Origin of the sequence: Pseudomonas putida, assembly GCF_016406145.1 — a bacterium.
Taxonomy (GTDB): Bacteria; Pseudomonadota; Gammaproteobacteria; order Pseudomonadales; family Pseudomonadaceae; genus Aquipseudomonas; species Aquipseudomonas putida_E.
This window is the reverse complement of record NZ_CP066306.1, coordinates 2,477,618-2,492,203: the sequence shown is the minus strand read 5'-3', so window position 1 is coordinate 2,492,203 and position 14,586 is coordinate 2,477,618. Positions and strand designations below refer to the sequence as shown.

12 protein-coding genes are annotated in these 14,586 nt (G+C 63.1%); 3 read left to right on the top strand and 9 right to left on the bottom strand.

The annotated features are described in order from the left end of the window. Window positions 1-8: 8 nt before the first annotated feature. Entirely contained in the window at window positions 9-1,337 is a 1,329-nt protein-coding gene (pssA, locus tag JET17_RS11405; protein WP_012314128.1) for a CDP-diacylglycerol--serine O-phosphatidyltransferase, read from the bottom strand. A 156-nt stretch (window positions 1,338-1,493) separates the two neighbouring features. On the opposite strand from pssA, the gene JET17_RS11400 reads away from it, so the two are divergent. Beyond that, window positions 1,494-2,486 (top strand): GlxA family transcriptional regulator, encoded by a 993-nt coding sequence (locus JET17_RS11400; RefSeq protein ID WP_012314127.1) that lies wholly within the window; start codon window positions 1,494-1,496, stop codon window positions 2,484-2,486. A gap of 4 nt (window positions 2,487-2,490) precedes the next feature. On the opposite strand, the gene JET17_RS11395 is transcribed toward JET17_RS11400, so the two are convergent. The 3 genes from JET17_RS11395 to katG all read right to left on the bottom strand — a co-directional run bounded on the left by JET17_RS11395 (window position 2,491) and on the right by katG (window position 7,648). After that, a complete protein-coding gene (locus JET17_RS11395) occupies window positions 2,491-3,825 on the bottom strand; it encodes an MFS transporter (protein ID WP_012314126.1) in 1,335 nt (444 codons plus the stop codon). A gap of 114 nt (window positions 3,826-3,939) precedes the next feature. Further along, a complete protein-coding gene (locus tag JET17_RS11390; RefSeq protein WP_012314125.1) occupies window positions 3,940-5,151 on the bottom strand; it encodes a M24 family metallopeptidase in 1,212 nt (403 codons plus the stop codon). 238 nt (window positions 5,152-5,389) lie between these two features. After that, window positions 5,390-7,648, bottom strand: coding sequence for a catalase/peroxidase HPI (gene katG, locus JET17_RS11385; protein WP_012314124.1), 2,259 nt, complete (start codon window positions 7,646-7,648; stop codon window positions 5,390-5,392). A 381-nt stretch (window positions 7,649-8,029) separates the two neighbouring features. Between katG and JET17_RS11380 the strand changes: the two genes are divergently transcribed. Then, window positions 8,030-8,932 carry a LysR family transcriptional regulator gene (locus tag JET17_RS11380; RefSeq protein ID WP_012314123.1) on the top strand — a complete coding sequence of 301 codons (903 nt, stop codon included), beginning with the start codon at window positions 8,030-8,032 and terminating at the stop codon, window positions 8,930-8,932. A gap of 18 nt (window positions 8,933-8,950) precedes the next feature. On the opposite strand, the gene JET17_RS11375 is transcribed toward JET17_RS11380, so the two are convergent. Beyond that, a complete protein-coding gene (locus tag JET17_RS11375; RefSeq protein WP_012314122.1) occupies window positions 8,951-9,829 on the bottom strand; it encodes a DMT family transporter in 879 nt (292 codons plus the stop codon). Window positions 9,830-10,057: 228 nt separating this feature from the next. On the opposite strand from JET17_RS11375, the gene JET17_RS11370 reads away from it, so the two are divergent. After that, window positions 10,058-10,882 carry an aldo/keto reductase gene (locus JET17_RS11370; RefSeq protein ID WP_012314121.1) on the top strand — a complete coding sequence of 275 codons (825 nt, stop codon included), beginning with the start codon at window positions 10,058-10,060 and terminating at the stop codon, window positions 10,880-10,882. A 26-nt stretch (window positions 10,883-10,908) separates the two neighbouring features. On the opposite strand, the gene JET17_RS11365 is transcribed toward JET17_RS11370, so the two are convergent. The 4 genes from JET17_RS11365 to JET17_RS11350 form a co-directional block, all read right to left on the bottom strand. Next, window positions 10,909-13,008, bottom strand: coding sequence for an EAL domain-containing protein (locus JET17_RS11365; RefSeq protein WP_012314120.1), 2,100 nt, complete (start codon window positions 13,006-13,008; stop codon window positions 10,909-10,911). A 136-nt stretch (window positions 13,009-13,144) separates the two neighbouring features. After that, complete coding sequence (locus JET17_RS11360; RefSeq protein ID WP_012314119.1) at window positions 13,145-13,639, bottom strand: GNAT family N-acetyltransferase; 495 nt, start codon at window positions 13,637-13,639, stop codon at window positions 13,145-13,147. Window positions 13,640-13,760: 121 nt separating this feature from the next. Then, on the bottom strand, window positions 13,761-13,973 hold the full coding sequence (locus tag JET17_RS11355) for a PLDc N-terminal domain-containing protein (RefSeq protein ID WP_012314118.1): 213 nt from the start codon (window positions 13,971-13,973) through the stop codon (window positions 13,761-13,763). A gap of 53 nt (window positions 13,974-14,026) precedes the next feature. Continuing rightward, the gene (locus tag JET17_RS11350; protein ID WP_012314117.1) at window positions 14,027-14,506 is read right to left on the bottom strand and encodes a hypothetical protein; all 480 of its coding nucleotides are present in this window, start codon (window positions 14,504-14,506) and stop codon (window positions 14,027-14,029) included. Between the last annotated feature and the right edge of the window lie 80 nt (window positions 14,507-14,586).

The following is a 14,586-nucleotide window of genomic DNA, read 5'->3' as shown; positions in this document are numbered from 1 at the left end:
AAAACGGCTCACAACACCCGCTTGATCAACGGCTCCAGGCGACTGAAACGCAAGCGGCGCAAGAACCTGCGCACTTCTTTGGGGTGCTCCGCCTTGACGCCCAATTCTTGGGCCGAGCCGATCTTCGGTGCAAACCGGCGAATGCCCTCCAGTTCCACTTCCCGCGGCACCGTCCATTCGCCCTGCGGGTCGTCGATCAGCAGCCCGTTCTCCAGGTCCAGGTTGAACCCGCGCGGATTGAGGTTGTTGCCTGTCAGCAACGAGTAACGCTGATCGACCCAGACGCCTTTGGCATGAAAGGTATGCCCAGGGTCGTTCCAGATCCGAACCACCAGTTGGCCGCTGACAATGCTGGCATGGCGGCGCCGGGCAAAGGCGCGCAAGTTATCCTCATACAGATAGGGCAACGCGCCACTGGCGCTGAACGGCTCACCGGGCGCGATATAGAAATCATTGGCCGTACGGTGGCCGACAATCAGTTCCACCCGCACGCCGCGGTCCAGGGCGTGGTCGATCTCGCGCATCACCACTCGGGGCGGGTTGAAATAAGGCGTGCTGATGATGATCTGTGACCGCGCCGCAGCCAGCAACGCGCACACCGCGCGGTTAAGCGGGTTGCCACGGCCAACGCCGAGCAACGGCACCACCCGCAGGCCCTGCCCTGCAACGGCAGCCGGTGCGTCATACGCCATGCGCCGCAGCCGTGCACGCAAGCGGCGAATATCGCCGCGCAGGCTGCGGTTGGTCGGTGGCGCCGGCAGGTCCAGGCGCGGCGTTGCAGTGTGGTGCAGCAGCCGCCGCACCAGGGCGACCATGGCATCGGCCAGCTCAGGCGACTGGAACAGGTGGTAACGGTCCAGGCGATAACGGTCGAAACGGTGCAGGTAGACGTTGTTCAGGCTGGCGCCGGTATAGATCACGCAGTCGTCGATCACGCTGCCCTTGAGGTGCAGCACGCCGAACAACTCACGGGTTTGCACTGGCACGCCATGAATAACCACGTCCAACCCACGCAGCTGACGCTGGGCCTGGTACCAGGCGGCATTGCCCGGCTGGCGCCCGGCGCCCAGCAGGCCACGGCGTGCGCGAAACCAGTCGACCACGATGACGATCTCCAGGCCCGGCCGCGCCGCCTTGGCCTGGTACAGGGCATCCAGCACTTCCTGCCCGGCCTCGTCCTCCTGCAAGTACAAGGCGACGATGACAATACGCCGGGTCGCAGCGCCGATGCGCTCAAGCAAGCAGGTGCGATAGGCCGCGGCATCGGGCAAAACCTGGATGGCCTGCGGCGCGATGGCGAAACCTGGCAGCGCGGCCAGCATGGATTCGGGGTTCAAGTAGCTTCACCTTCTGTCTGCATTCAGGTCCATTCCTGGCCATCACGCCGGAGTGTAAGATCGACCGGGCAACGACCCATAACAACAAGAAACATGCGAGGCCTGTTTTTCACTGCCCCCGACGAATCACGCCTCAGCTTGCACAGGAAGATCGCAATGGTCCACCCCGTTTCTGCAATCGTCTCGCCTTGCCCAGCCAAGACCTTCGGTTTTCTGGTGCTGCCCAACTTCACCACCATCGGCCTGGCGTCGGCGGTGGAAACCTTGCGCATGGCCAATCTGGCAGCCCGCCGCCCCCTCTACCGCACCGTATTGCTCGCCGCCAGCGAAGCGCCGGTGATGGCCAGTAATGGCATGCGTATCCTGCCTGACCATGCCATCGCCGATGCCCCGCCGCTGGATGCCCTGTTCGTGGTCGGGGCCAACCCGATCGACCGCAGCCGAGGTAACCGGCCCCTGATCGACTGGCTGCGCCAACTGGCCCGCCAGCACGTTCCGCTAGGCGGCATCTGTACCGGTAGCTACCTGCTGGCCAAAGCCGACCTGCTCAAAGGCTATCGTTGCACCATCCATTGGGAGGACATCGAGGCCCTGCAGGAGCATTTCCCCGGGATCGTCATTTCCAGCCAGCTTTTCGAACTGGACCGCGACCGTTACACCTGCTCCGGTGGCGTTGCGGCCATGGACATGATGCTACAACTGGTCGCCCGCGAAGCCGGTGGCCAAGACATCGCCGCCAAGGCGGCCGAGTTGCTGCTGTGCGACCGGGTGCGCGGCGAGCGCGAGCGACAGCGCGTGCCGTTGCGCACCTTGCTGGGCAGTGCCCAGCCCAAGCTTAGCCAAGTGGTGGCGATCATGGAGGCCAACCTGGAGGAGCCGCTGGCGCTGGAGGAACTGGCCAGCCTCAACGAGGTGACCGTGCGCCAGCTAGAGCGGCTGTTCCACAAGTATTTGCAGCGCACGCCCAGCCAGTATTACCTGGAGTTGCGGCTGTCGCGGGCGCGGGAATTGCTGTTGCGCAGCGACGTGCAAGTGCGGGAGGTGGCGCTGGCATGCGGGTTCAGTTCGCCGGCGCATTTTTCCAAAAGCTACAGCCGCTTCTTTGGCCTGTCGCCGCTGGGGGAACGGCGGCAGGCATCGTTGCACTGATACCTCAGTCTTTCAGTTCGTCGTGGGCCGTTTCCCGGCACATCAACATGGCCACCAGCGCCACCAGCGCCGCCGCCAGCAGGTACCCGGCCGGCGCCAGTTTGCTACCGGTCACATGAATCAACCAGGTGGCGATGAACGGTGCCGTCCCGCCAAACAAGGCGTTGGCCAGGTTGAAGCTCAAGGCAAAGCCACTGAAACGGACGCGAGTGGGGAAGATTTCCGCGAGCAGGCAAGGCAAGGTGCCGTCGTTCATCGCCAGCATCGCCCCGAAGAAGATCTGGATCGCCAGGACCACCAGCAGGGGCTGACCATCGAGCAGCTTGAACAGCGGCACGGTCAACCCCAGGAACAGCAGCGAAGCAACCACCAGCATAGTCTTGCGGCCAAAGTGGTCAGACAAGCGTCCCATCAGGAAGATCAGGCCGATGTAGGTGGCCAGGGAAACCGTCGAGGCGATGAACGAGTCACGCTCGCTCATGCCCATTTCACTCGACAGGTAAGTGGGCATGTAACTGAGCAGCAGGTAGAACGCCACAGCATTGAGGCAGGTAACCCCGATACCGATGGCCAGGCTGCGGCGGTGCCGGCTCAGCAGTTCGCGGATCGGCGCCGGCGTCATGCAGGCCTTGCTTTCCAGCCGCTGTTCCATCTCCAGGAACTTGGGTGTGTCCTGCAGGCTCATGCGGATATAACGTCCCACCAGGCCAAACGGCGCCGCCAGCAAAAATGGCAGGCGCCAGCCCCAGCTGTGCAGGTCTTCAGTGCTGAGCAGTTCATGCAAGGCCGCGACAAATGCTGCACCAAACAACAGCCCGGCCGCAGTGCTGGCCGGCACGATGCTGGTGTACAGCCCCCTTCGGCCAGGCGGTGCATACTCGGCGAGAAATGCCGCAGCGCCGGCATACTCGCCCGAAGCAGAAAAGCCCTGCACGAGGCGGATCAGCAACAACAGGCACGGCGCCCACAGGCCGATCTGCGCATACCCCGGCAGCAGGCCAATGCAGAAGGTCGAAATCGACATGATCAGGATCGACAGTGACAAAGCATTGCGCCGGCCATGACGATCGCCAAAATGGCCCCACACCACCCCGCCCAGCGGGCGTACGAGGAAGGACAGGGCGAATACCGCGAACGTCGCGAGCAAGCCGCTGGTCTTGTCGGTTTGCGGAAAGAAGGTGGCGGCGATGATGGTCGCCAGGTAGCCGTAGGCCGCGTAATCGAACCATTCGACGAAGTTGCCCATGAAACTGGCGCGGGCGGCCTTGCGCAGGGCCTGGCGTTCGGCGCCTTGGGTGGCACCGGCGAGGGTGGGAGCATTCAGGGTGGTGCTGGACATGACGGATACCCTCTGGTTCTTCTAATTGGAGGCAGGGTCTGAAGGTCATACAGTTAGTTGTTATTGTGTTGTTTGTGCCGGCCTCTTCATTCGCGCAGAGGCCGGCACCTGTCATCATTTGCGAATGATGTTGCGCTCCGGTCCATACGGGAACTTGGTGATGTTCTCGGCACCCGTTTCATTGACGATCAGGATGTCATGCTCGCGGTAGCCCCCTGCCCCCGGCAGCCCTTCGGGCAGCATGATCATCGGCTCGATCGATACCACCATGCCCGGTTCCAGCACCGTATCGATGTCCTCGCGCAGCTCCAGCCCTGCCTCACGGCCGTAGTAGTGGCTGAGTGTGCCGAACGAGTGGCCATAGCCGAAGGTGCGGTACTGCAGCAGGTCATGGCGCAGGAAGATCTCGTTCAGCTCGCGGGCGATATCGCAGCAGCGCATGCCCGGGCGCACCAGCTTGAGCCCTGCCTCGTGCACTTCGACGTTGGCTTGCCACAGGCGCAAATGCTCGTCCGGGCAGTGGCCCAGGAACAACGTACGCTCCAGTGCGGTGTAGTAGCCGGCGATCATGGGGAAGCAGTTGAGGCTGAGAATGTCGCCCGGGTTTACCTTGCGGCTGGTCACCGGGTTGTGCGCACCGTCAGTGTTGAGCCCGGACTGGAACCAGGTCCAGGTGTCCATCAACTCGCTGTCGGGGAAACTGCGGGCGATCTCGCGGATCATCGCCTGGGTGGCATGCAGTGCCACTTCATATTCCGGCACCTGGTCCTGCAGCGCCTCGACCACCGCCGCACCGCCAATGTCAGCCACCCGCGCCCCATGGCGAATGAGCGCCTGTTCTTCGGCGGACTTGATCATGCGCATGCGCATGCAGGGCGCACCGATGTCCAGCAGCTCGGCCCTTGGGTAGCAGGCAGCGAGCTTGGCATGGTTCTGCAGGTTGAGGTGGTCGTACTCAACGCCGATACGCGACGCCAGCGGTAGCGCCTGCTGGATGGCCACAAAATAGTTGTCGCGCTGCCAGTCGGTATAGACGATGTTGTCGGTGCCGACCGTGCGACGCCAAGGTTGGCCACCGTCGATGTTGGCGCTGATCGACACCACCTTGTCGTGGGTCACCACCAGTGCATAAGGGCGGCCAAACGAACAGTAGAGGAAGTCGCTGTAGTAGTTGACGTTGTGGTACGAGGTGAAGATCGCCGCCTCGATATCCTGCTCGGCCATATAGGCCCGCAGCCGGGCATGGCGGGCGGCATATTCCTGTGCGGAAAAAGTCGGTTTGACCTTGTTGCCGTTGCGGATCTTCAGGGTCTGGGGCATTTGCATGGTCGGTGTTCCTTGTCGTTGTGAGCACGCTGTTTCAGGCCGGCCGCCTGAGATGCATTGCAGCAGAACGAACGAGGACGCTTTTGTACCTATCCGACCTGGAATTGGCGCGATGGCCACTGCCCCATTGCAAACAAGCCGGCCCCCACAAGCACTCCACCGCCTTCTGGCTTTGTGGTGTGACTGCGGGGGCCGGCTTGCCGGCGATTGGGCTGCAAAGCAGCCCCAGTCATTACCTTTATTTCAAATCAAAACGATCCAGCTCCATCACCTTCACCCAAGCTGCAACGAAGTCCTTGACGAACTTGTCCTTGCCATCGCTGCTGCCATACACCTCGCTCAGCGCCCGCAACTGCGCATGCGAGCCGAACACCAGGTCCACACGGGTGCCTGTCCACTTCACTTGCCCGGTCTTGCGGTCGCGGCCTTCGAAGCTTTCGTTGTCGCCCGAGGTGGCCTTCCACTCCACACCCATGTCCAGCAGGTTGCGGAAGAAGTCATTGCTCAGGGTGCCAGGCTGGTCGGTGAACACGCCGTGCTTGCTGCCGCCATGGTTGGCGCCCAGCACCCGCAGGCCGCCGATCAGCACGGTCAGTTCCGGCGCGGTGAGGGTCAGCAACTGGGCTTTATCCAGCAGCAGTTTCTCGGCCTTGACGCTGTAGCGCGCCTTGGTGAAATTGCGGAAACCGTCAGCCAGTGGCTCGAGCACAGCGAACGACTCGACATCGGTCTGTTCCTGGGAGGCGTCGACACGGCCCGGGCGGAATTGCACGTTGCCAGCGTAGCCGGCATCCTTGGCGGCCTTTTCCACCGCGGCGGTACCGGCCAGCACAATCAGGTCGGCCAGAGAGATGTGCTTGCCACCGTTGTTGAATTCACCCTGGATCTGCTCCAGTGCCGCCAGCACTTTGCCCGTGCCCTGATTGGCTGGCCAGTCCTTCTGCGGCGCCAGGCGCAGGCGTGCACCATTGGCGCCGCCGCGCTTGTCGGAACCACGGAACGTCGAGGCGGCTGCCCAGGCGGTGGATACCAGCTCACCGACACTCAACCCTGACGCCAGGACCTTGGTCTTGAGCGCGGCTATGTCTTGCTCGCTTGGCAACGGCTGATCGGCCTTGGGCAATGGGTCTTGCCACAACAGTTCCTCATTGGGCATTTCTGGCCCGAGGTAACGTGCCAGCGGGCCCATGTCGCGGTGGATCAGCTTGTACCAGGCACGGGCGAAGGCGTCTGCCAGCTGGTCGGGATTGTCTTTGAAGCGCCGGGCAATCGGCTCGTAGATCGGGTCGAAACGCAGGGCCAGGTCCGAGGTGAGCATGGACGGTGCGTGGCGTTTGCTCGGGTCATGGGCATCCGGCACGGTGCCAGCGCCTTTGCCCTCCTTGGGCTGCCACTGGTGGGCACCGGCCGGGCTCTTGGTCAGTTCCCACTCAAAGTTGAACAGGTTGTTGAGGTACTCGTTGCTCCACTGGGTCGGCGTCGAGGTCCAGGTCACTTCCAGGCCACTGGTGATGGTGTCACCACCCTTGCCGGTGCCAAATTTGTTGGCCCAGCCCAAGCCTTGCAGTTCAAGGCCGGCAGCTTCCGGTTCGGCGCCGACGTTGTCGGCCGGCCCTGCGCCGTGGGTTTTGCCGAAGGCGTGGCCGCCGGCGATCAACGCAACGGTTTCTTCATCGTTCATGGCCATGCGGCCGAAGGTTTCGCGGATATCCTTGCCCGAAGCCACCGGGTCGGGGTTGCCTTCCGGGCCTTCCGGGTTGACGTAGATCAGGCCCATCTGCACGGCGGCCAGCGGGTTTTCCAAGTTGCGCTCGGCCGACAGGTCGCGGTTCTGCTCTTCACCGTGCTTGGCGGGTTCGGCCACCAGGTCCCCCTGCCCGGGCGCCTGGGCCTTGACCTGGTCCTTGCCATAGCGGGTGTCGCCGCCGAGCCAGACCTTTTCCGAGCCCCAGTACACGTCTTCGTCCGGCTCCCACACATCCGCGCGGCCGCCGGAGAAGCCGAAGGTCTTGAAGCCCATCGATTCCAGGGCGACGTTGCCGGTGAGCACGATCAGGTCGGCCCAGGAAATCTTGTTGCCGTACTTCTGCTTGATCGGCCACAGCAGGCGCCGGGCCTTGTCCAGGCTGACGTTGTCGGGCCAGCTGTTGAGCGGCGCGAAACGCTGCTGACCAGAGCCGGCGCCGCCGCGGCCGTCACCGATGCGGTAGGTGCCGGCGCTGTGCCAGGCCATGCGGATGAACAATGGGCCATAGTGGCCGAAGTCGGCCGGCCACCAGTCCTGGGAGTCGGTCATCAAGGCGGTCAGGTCTTGCTTGAGCGCCTGGAAGTCGAGGCTCTTGAACGCCTTGGCGTAGTCGAAGTCCGGGTCCATCGGGTCGGACTTGGTGCCATGTTGGTGGAGAATCCTGAGGTTGAGCTGGTCAGGCCACCAGTCTCGGTTGGTGGTGCCGCCACCTGCGGTTTGATGGAACGGGCATTTCGATTCGTTCGACATCTGCTGTTACCTTTGGGTCGGTTATCCAGATTTCCGGTCTATGCCAGGTGTTCTTTGAGCCGAGCACATGGGCTCATGCCTACCCCTCATCAGGTCAGGTCGGTCACGTTCCGACAGGGGCTTGCGAAGCTGTCACGGCGTGGCGGCAGGGTCTTGCACCCAGGTGCTCTGACGCCGCCCGCAGGGGAATTCGCAGGGCCACGGTCAAGACTAGTCGAGCTTGGGCAGACTTCTAATAGAGTGGCTATTGGAGGGTGATAGGTTGGCTCTGTCAGGTATTCAGTATGTCTCCCCTACCGGCACATCCTTACAAGGCGCAAGGGCCCGTGCCGTGCTTCAATACACCGCCAACCACCCAATTTCCTGCGTGAGCCAAGCCCCATGAACCGCAACGACCTGCGCCGCGTCGACATGAACCTGCTGGTGCTTTTTGAAGCCCTGATGATCGAGCGTAACCTGACCCGCGTCGGCGAAAAGCTGTTCATCACCCAGTCCACCGTCAGCGCCGCCTTGGCCCGCCTGCGCGAACTGTTCGATGACCCACTACTGATCCGCAGCGGCCGGGTCATGGAGCCAACTCCCCGGGCCATGCAGATCTTCGCCGAGCTGGGGCCGGCCATGGACGTGATCTCTTCAGCGATCAGCCGCGCCCGGGAGTTCGACCCGACCAACAGCTGCAACGTATTCCGCTTGGGGCTCTCAGATGACGCCGAATTCGGCCTGTTCCCGGCCCTGCTGCAAGCCCTGCGCGAAGAAGCACCGAACATCAGCGTGGTGGTGCGCCGTACCAACTTCCTGCTGATGCCTGGCCTGCTGGCCAGCGGCGAGATCTCGGTGGGCGTCAGCTATACCACCGACCTGCCGGCCACGGCCAAGCGCCGCAAGCTGCGTGACATCGGCGTGCGCGTATTGCGCGCCGACGGTCGCCCAGGCCCGCTGACCCTGGACGAATACTGCGCCAGGCCGCATGTGATGGTGTCGTTTTCAGGAGACATGAGTGGCAACATCGACCTTGATCTGGCGCGCATCGGCCGTTGCCGCAAGGTAGTGCTGGCCGTGCCACAGTTCGGCAGCCTGCGCGCACTGCTGCGCAATACCGAACTGATCGCAACCGTGCCGGACTACGCCGCCTGCGCCCTGGCTGACGATGGCAGCCTGCGCGCCGACCCGGCGCCGTTCGACATCACCGAGGCGGAACTGTCGATGGTATGGAGCGGCGCGCAAGACAATGACCCGGCCGAACGCTGGTTGCGAGAACGGATTCTGCAGTTCATGGCCAGGTAGCGCAGGCATGGCACCTTTTCACTTGCGCCGTTGCATCCAAGCTGCCCCAAGCCCACTCAGGCAGATGATGGCGATGCCCAGCAAGGTGGTGCTATCGGGCACCTGCCCGTAGATCAGCAACCCCAGCAAGCCGGCAAACACGATCTGGCAATAACTGAACGGCGCCAGCAGAGCCGGCGCGGCGTGGCGGAAAGCCTGGGTCAGCAGCAGGTGCGCACTCATGCCGAAACCACCCAGTGCCAGCATCAGCAGCGCGTGGTCCCAGCGCGGTAGCTCCCAGAAAAACGGCACCAACGCACTCATCACCAGCGTGTTGCACAGCCCGGCGTAGAAGTTGCTGGTGGTGGGGCTGTCATGGGCGGCGAGTATGCGTGTGAGCAACTGGTAGAAGCAAAAGCCCAGTGCCGAGCCGAAGGGGTACAGGATCGCCGGGGTGAACATCGCGCCACCGGGGTGCACCACCACCAGCACGCCGATGAAGCCCAGCACCACCGCCACCCATTGCCCGGGTGTGACCCGCTCCTTGAGCAGCGGCGCCGACAGCGCAGTGACCAGCACCGGGGCCAGGAAGTTGACCGAGGTCGCCTCGGCCAGCGGCAGGTACTGCAAGCCGGTGGTGAACAACAGGCTGGTGCTGAGCAGGCTCAGGGCGCGCAAGGTCTGCAGCACCGGGCGCCGGGTGCGCAACACATTGAGGCCAGATTTGGGCAGGAAGATACCGGCCATCAGCAGGGTATGCACCAGGTAGCGGGCCCACACCACCATGATGATCGGGTACAGCCCACCGAGGAATTTGGACAAGGCATCGTGGCTGGCGAACAGAAACGTGGCCACCACCACCAGGGCGATGCCGCGCAGGGGGTGGTTGACTCCGGACAGCGGTGTGCTGGAACTCATGGCGTTCTCGATGGCGGCGCTGCGACATGCAACGCCAGGTGAAGGCAGTGCGACTGCAGGGATTCTAGAAGAGATACGACGACTTGAGGAAGGTCAATTGACACGCTCATGCAGGGCAATGTGTTTTCCGTTCGCTGATCGACCACTTTCTGGCCCCTGCTCATGGTCCCAGGCAGGCGAAACGCGCACCATCGAGCCTGGACCCTCGAACCCGAACAAGGAGTTTTCATGCATAGGCTCACCACCCGCAACGGCCTCGACCTGCCCAGCATTGGCCTGGGCACCTGGCCGATGACTGGCGCCGAGTGCACACGAGCAGTGCACCAGGCACTGGAGCTGGGTTACCGGCACATCGATACCGCCACTGCCTACGACAACGAAGCCGCTGTTGGCCAGGCGTTGCGCGACAGCAGCGTGCCACGCGAACAGATTCACCTGACCACCAAGGTCTGGTGGGACCGCCTGGCGCCCGAGGCCATGCGACAGTCCCTGGAGAACAGCCTGCGTGCCCTGGGCACCGAGCAGGTTGACCTGTTCCATATTCACTGGCCCGGCAAGGAATGGGACCTGGCCCGCAGCATCGAGACGCTGGTGGCCCTGCGTGACGAGGGCAAGGTACGCAGCATCGGCGTGGCCAACTTCCCGCTCGGCCTGCTGCGCCAGGTGATCGAAGCGCTGGACGCGCCGCTGGCGGCGATCCAGGTGGAATACCACGTACTGCTCAGCCAGCAACCGCTGCTCGACTACGCCCGCCAGCACGACCTGCTACTCACGGCGTATACCCCGCTGGCCCGCGGGCGGGCGGCGGCGCAGCCGGTGATCCAGGACATCGCCCGCAAGCATGGCGTGTTGCCGAGCCAGGTGGCGCTCAAGTGGTTGCTGGACCAGGACGGCGTGGCGGTGATCCCCAAGGCCAGCAGCCGCGAGAACCAGCTGAGCAACCTGGCGGCGCTGGATGTGCGCCTGGATGCTCAGGATCGGGCGCTGATTGCCGGGTTGCCCAAGGATCAGCGGGTGGTGAGCCCGGACTTTGCGCCGGACTGGAACAGCTGAATGCCAGGGGCCGCTTTGCGGCCCTTTCAACTCACCGCCACAGCCACCTGCTTCAACCGCTCCCCCGCCGGCACCGGGCGCCCATACAGATAACCCTGGAAGTGCGAGCACCCTTCCGCCGCCAGCCGCTGCATCTGCTCCTCGGACTCCACACCCTCAGCCGTGGTCTTGATCATCAGGCTGTTGGACAGTTCGGTGATCGCCCGGACGATGGACATCGCCTCGCGGCTGTCGCACATGTCATGCACGAACGACTTGTCGATCTTGATCCGGTCGAACGGGAACGAGCGCAGGTAACCGAGCGACGAATACCCGGTGCCGAAGTCATCCAGCGAAATCGACACCCCCAGGTCTTTCAGGGCGCGCAAGGTACGCACGTTCTCCTCGCTGTTGCCCAGCAGTACCGATTCGGTGATTTCCAGCTCCAGGCGTTGGGGCGCCAGGCCCGAGTCGGCCAGGGCCAGGGCCACGGTATGGACCAGGTTGGCGTTCTTGAACTGCACCGGTGACAGGTTGACCGACACCGTCTGCTCACTGTCCCAACTGGCCGCCTCCTGGCACGCCAGGTTCAGCGCACGGGTGCCGAGTTCGTGGATCAGCCCGGTCTCCTCGGCAATGGGAATGAAGTCCATGGGCATCACCATGCCGCGGGTCGGGTGCTCCCAGCGCAACAGCGCCTCGTAGCCAGTCACGCTGCTGGTCTGCTGATCCACTATCGGCTGGTAATGCAGGTGCAACTGCCCAAGGTGCAGCGCAGTGCGCAGGTCTGTTTCGACCAGGCGGCGCTGGCGGGCGGCGACATCCAGTTCGACGTGGAAGCACTCGTAGCGGTTACGCCCATTGCGCTTGGCTTCGTAGAGGGCCATATCGGCGTAACCGAGCAGCTGTTCGGCCTGTTCATTGTCATCGGGGGCAATGGCGATGCCGATGCTCACGCCCACCGTGAACTGGTGGCCTTCGATCTGGAACGGCGGGCAAATCGCTTCAATCAGGCGCTTCGCCGTATTGCAGGCAGCCTCGCGGCCGTCCAGGCCAGTCAGCACCACGGCGAACTCATCGCCGCCCAAGCGGGCCAGGGTGTCTTGCTCGCGCAGCTCACGGCGCAGGCGCTTGCCCAGTGCGCGCAGCAGCTTGTCGCCGAAGGCATGGCCGAGGGAATCGTTGATGTTCTTGAAGTTGTCCAGGTCCAGGCACAGCGCTGCGGTCAGCTTGTCGTTCTGATGGCCGCGCACCAGTGCCTGCTTGAGCCGCTCGTTGAACAGTGTGCGGTTGGGCAACCCGGTCAGCGCGTCGTGGTGCGCCATGTGATGGATCTGGGCGTGGGCGGCCAGTTCCTCGGTGGCGTCTTCTGCCACGAACAGCACATAGTCGGCCTGGCCCTCGCGGTTCTGGCTGAGCAATGCGCGGCTGCGCAGGGTCCGCGGACCACAGGCGGTATCGACGCAGGTTTCAGCGGCATAACCCTTTGGGTTGCGTGCGCCGCGGGCGAGTTGCTGTTCCAGGTAATCGGCCGCAGCCGGTGCCAGGCACTCACCCGGCAACCGGCCGATCATGCTGCGGCCGCGCCCACCGAACAGGCGTTCGGCCTGCTGGTTGGCCAGCAGGATACGCTGGCTTTCCAGGTCCTGGACGATAACGCTGGCGGGAATGTTGGCGATCACAGAATCAAGGAACTGCGAAAGCTTGGTCATCTCCTGGCTGTACTGTTCAGCCAGCTCCTTGGCCTGCAACAATTCCAGTTCCTGTTGGCGCCGCTCGGAAATGTCACGGGTGACCTTGGCGAAGCCGATCAGATGGCCGTTGTCATCGCGCACCGCCTCGATCACCACGTGGGCATGAAAGGTCGAGCCGTCCTTGCGCAGGCGTGCGCCGATTTCTTCGAAGCGGCCAGTGTCGCGCGCCTGCGCAAGGTTCTGCTCGGGCAGGCCGGCGACGCGCTCGGCTTCGCTGTAGAACAGCGAGTAGTGCTTGCCGATAATCTCGTCGGCAAGGTAACCCTTGGCCCGCTGGGCGCCCGGGTTCCAGTTGGCGACGATACCGTCGGGGGTGAGCAGGTAGATGGCATAGTCCACCACGCTCTGGATCAACAGCCGGTACATGACGTCGGGGCTTGCGACTAGCGACATGAAAATTTCCCTGAACCTGCAACGCGCACGAAAAGGAACCCCAGGCCAGAGCGGCCGGGTCTTGAATACAAGGTAATGGCATTATGCCGCTTGAATGGATTTTGTGAAGTGGATCACAGTTTTTTGCCGGCGCCGCTCAGTGGTAAGCGGACGTAACCTTGTAGGTCAGCAGGTCCGGATCATCACCCAGCACGATTTGCTGCACCGGCCGGGGCAATTCGGCCACGACGGCTTTGCAGAAGGCAACAGCGGCGGGGTCTGGCGCATAGCAGCGTAGCAGCCAGTCTCCGGCACCAGTCAGCACCTGCAGCGCGACCGCACGGCCAATACCTTGGCGGCGGTAGCGCTTGAGGATAAACAGGTCGGCCAGTTCACTGGCGTTGATGCCAGGCAGCTCGCTGCGCTCGACCAGCACGAAACCGGCAATGAAACCATCCACCAGTACCAGGTTGGCGCTCCAACCTTCTGCAAGCCAATAGCGCTGCAGATGCTCTTCGTGAATGTAGAAGCGCCCGTTTACCTCAACGTCTTCCTGCTCCCAGTCAGAGGACTCGTAGGCATAGAACTGATAAAGATTACGGATCAGGTCGGCCTGGTCGGGAGTAGTGGTGCGCAGTTCGATGGGCAGCATGGGGGGGCTCGGGGCAAAGGAGTGGTTCGAAGACTTTCATGTAGAAAGTACCGCCCCCCAGATTATGGCTCAACTCACGCCACGAACGGCATCAGGCGCCCCGCACCTGATGCCGTGCCCCTCACTTTTCCTGCAGTACCGCCCTGCCCTTCACTGCCCGCGGCCCCCGCCAGGCCCAAAACAGCAACCCAGGGAACGGGGCGTAGACGACGAAGACGATCCACAGCATCTTGCGCTCCGCGCGCCGTTCGCTGCCGATGATATGCCAGATGGCGAAGATCTCCAGCAAGATGACCAAGGCCGCGACAATGATCCAGATCGTTCCGATTTCCATGAGCACTCTCCCGTTGGCATGTAAAGGGTTGGGTTACTGCCTGCGGCAAGGGTTCATTCGGATTTACTTGCCTGCGCCTTTTCCAGCGCAGCCTTCAACGCCGGCGCATCAGCGAACTCCTGCTGGCTGACCAACGCTCCCTGCTCAAGCTGCAACCAAAGCACCTTGCCTTCCTGACCAGGATAGCGGCTGGCAACCTGCCCTTCACGGTCGAGCATCACCCGGTAGTTGTAATCACGCATGGCAGGGATGGCGAAGAGCTTGCTGATCAGCGCAGGCATGCGCTGGATATCCGCCACAAACACCGCATCGCGCGACTCCAGGTAGCCCTTGGGCTGTTCAGCCAGAGCCGCCTTCACCAGCTTGGCGCCGTCCATGTCGCGGGCCACGAGCAGCACATGCGTGCCGGCGTCCAGGGTATAGGGCTGGTCGTGCTGATCGAGCAGTGTCCACGGTGCGAGCTTTTCCCCGGTTTGCAGGGCGTTTGCCACCAGCGGCAGGAGGCTGAACAACAGGGCGACGGCGTATTTCATCGAGGTTCTCCAGGTGGGAGGCGCCAGCATAGCCCAGTTGCCTCAATACGACCTCCAATACCACATGCCCACCCTGGCGA

Coding starts and splice junctions, on each gene's coding strand:
- JET17_RS11400 (WP_012314127.1), top strand. CDS start 1,494: ATGGTCCACCCCGTTTCTGCAATCGTCTCGCCTTGCCCAGCCAAGACC.
- JET17_RS11395 (WP_012314126.1), bottom strand. CDS start 3,825: ATGTCCAGCACCACCCTGAATGCTCCCACCCTCGCCGGTGCCACCCAA.
- JET17_RS11390 (WP_012314125.1), bottom strand. CDS start 5,151: ATGCAAATGCCCCAGACCCTGAAGATCCGCAACGGCAACAAGGTCAAA.
- katG (WP_012314124.1), bottom strand. CDS start 7,648: ATGTCGAACGAATCGAAATGCCCGTTCCATCAAACCGCAGGTGGCGGC.
- JET17_RS11380 (WP_012314123.1), top strand. CDS start 8,030: ATGAACCGCAACGACCTGCGCCGCGTCGACATGAACCTGCTGGTGCTT.
- JET17_RS11375 (WP_012314122.1), bottom strand. CDS start 9,829: ATGAGTTCCAGCACACCGCTGTCCGGAGTCAACCACCCCCTGCGCGGC.
- JET17_RS11370 (WP_012314121.1), top strand. CDS start 10,058: ATGCATAGGCTCACCACCCGCAACGGCCTCGACCTGCCCAGCATTGGC.
- JET17_RS11365 (WP_012314120.1), bottom strand. CDS start 13,008: ATGTCGCTAGTCGCAAGCCCCGACGTCATGTACCGGCTGTTGATCCAG.
- JET17_RS11360 (WP_012314119.1), bottom strand. CDS start 13,639: ATGCTGCCCATCGAACTGCGCACCACTACTCCCGACCAGGCCGACCTG.
- JET17_RS11355 (WP_012314118.1), bottom strand. CDS start 13,973: ATGGAAATCGGAACGATCTGGATCATTGTCGCGGCCTTGGTCATCTTG.
- JET17_RS11350 (WP_012314117.1), bottom strand. CDS start 14,506: ATGAAATACGCCGTCGCCCTGTTGTTCAGCCTCCTGCCGCTGGTGGCA.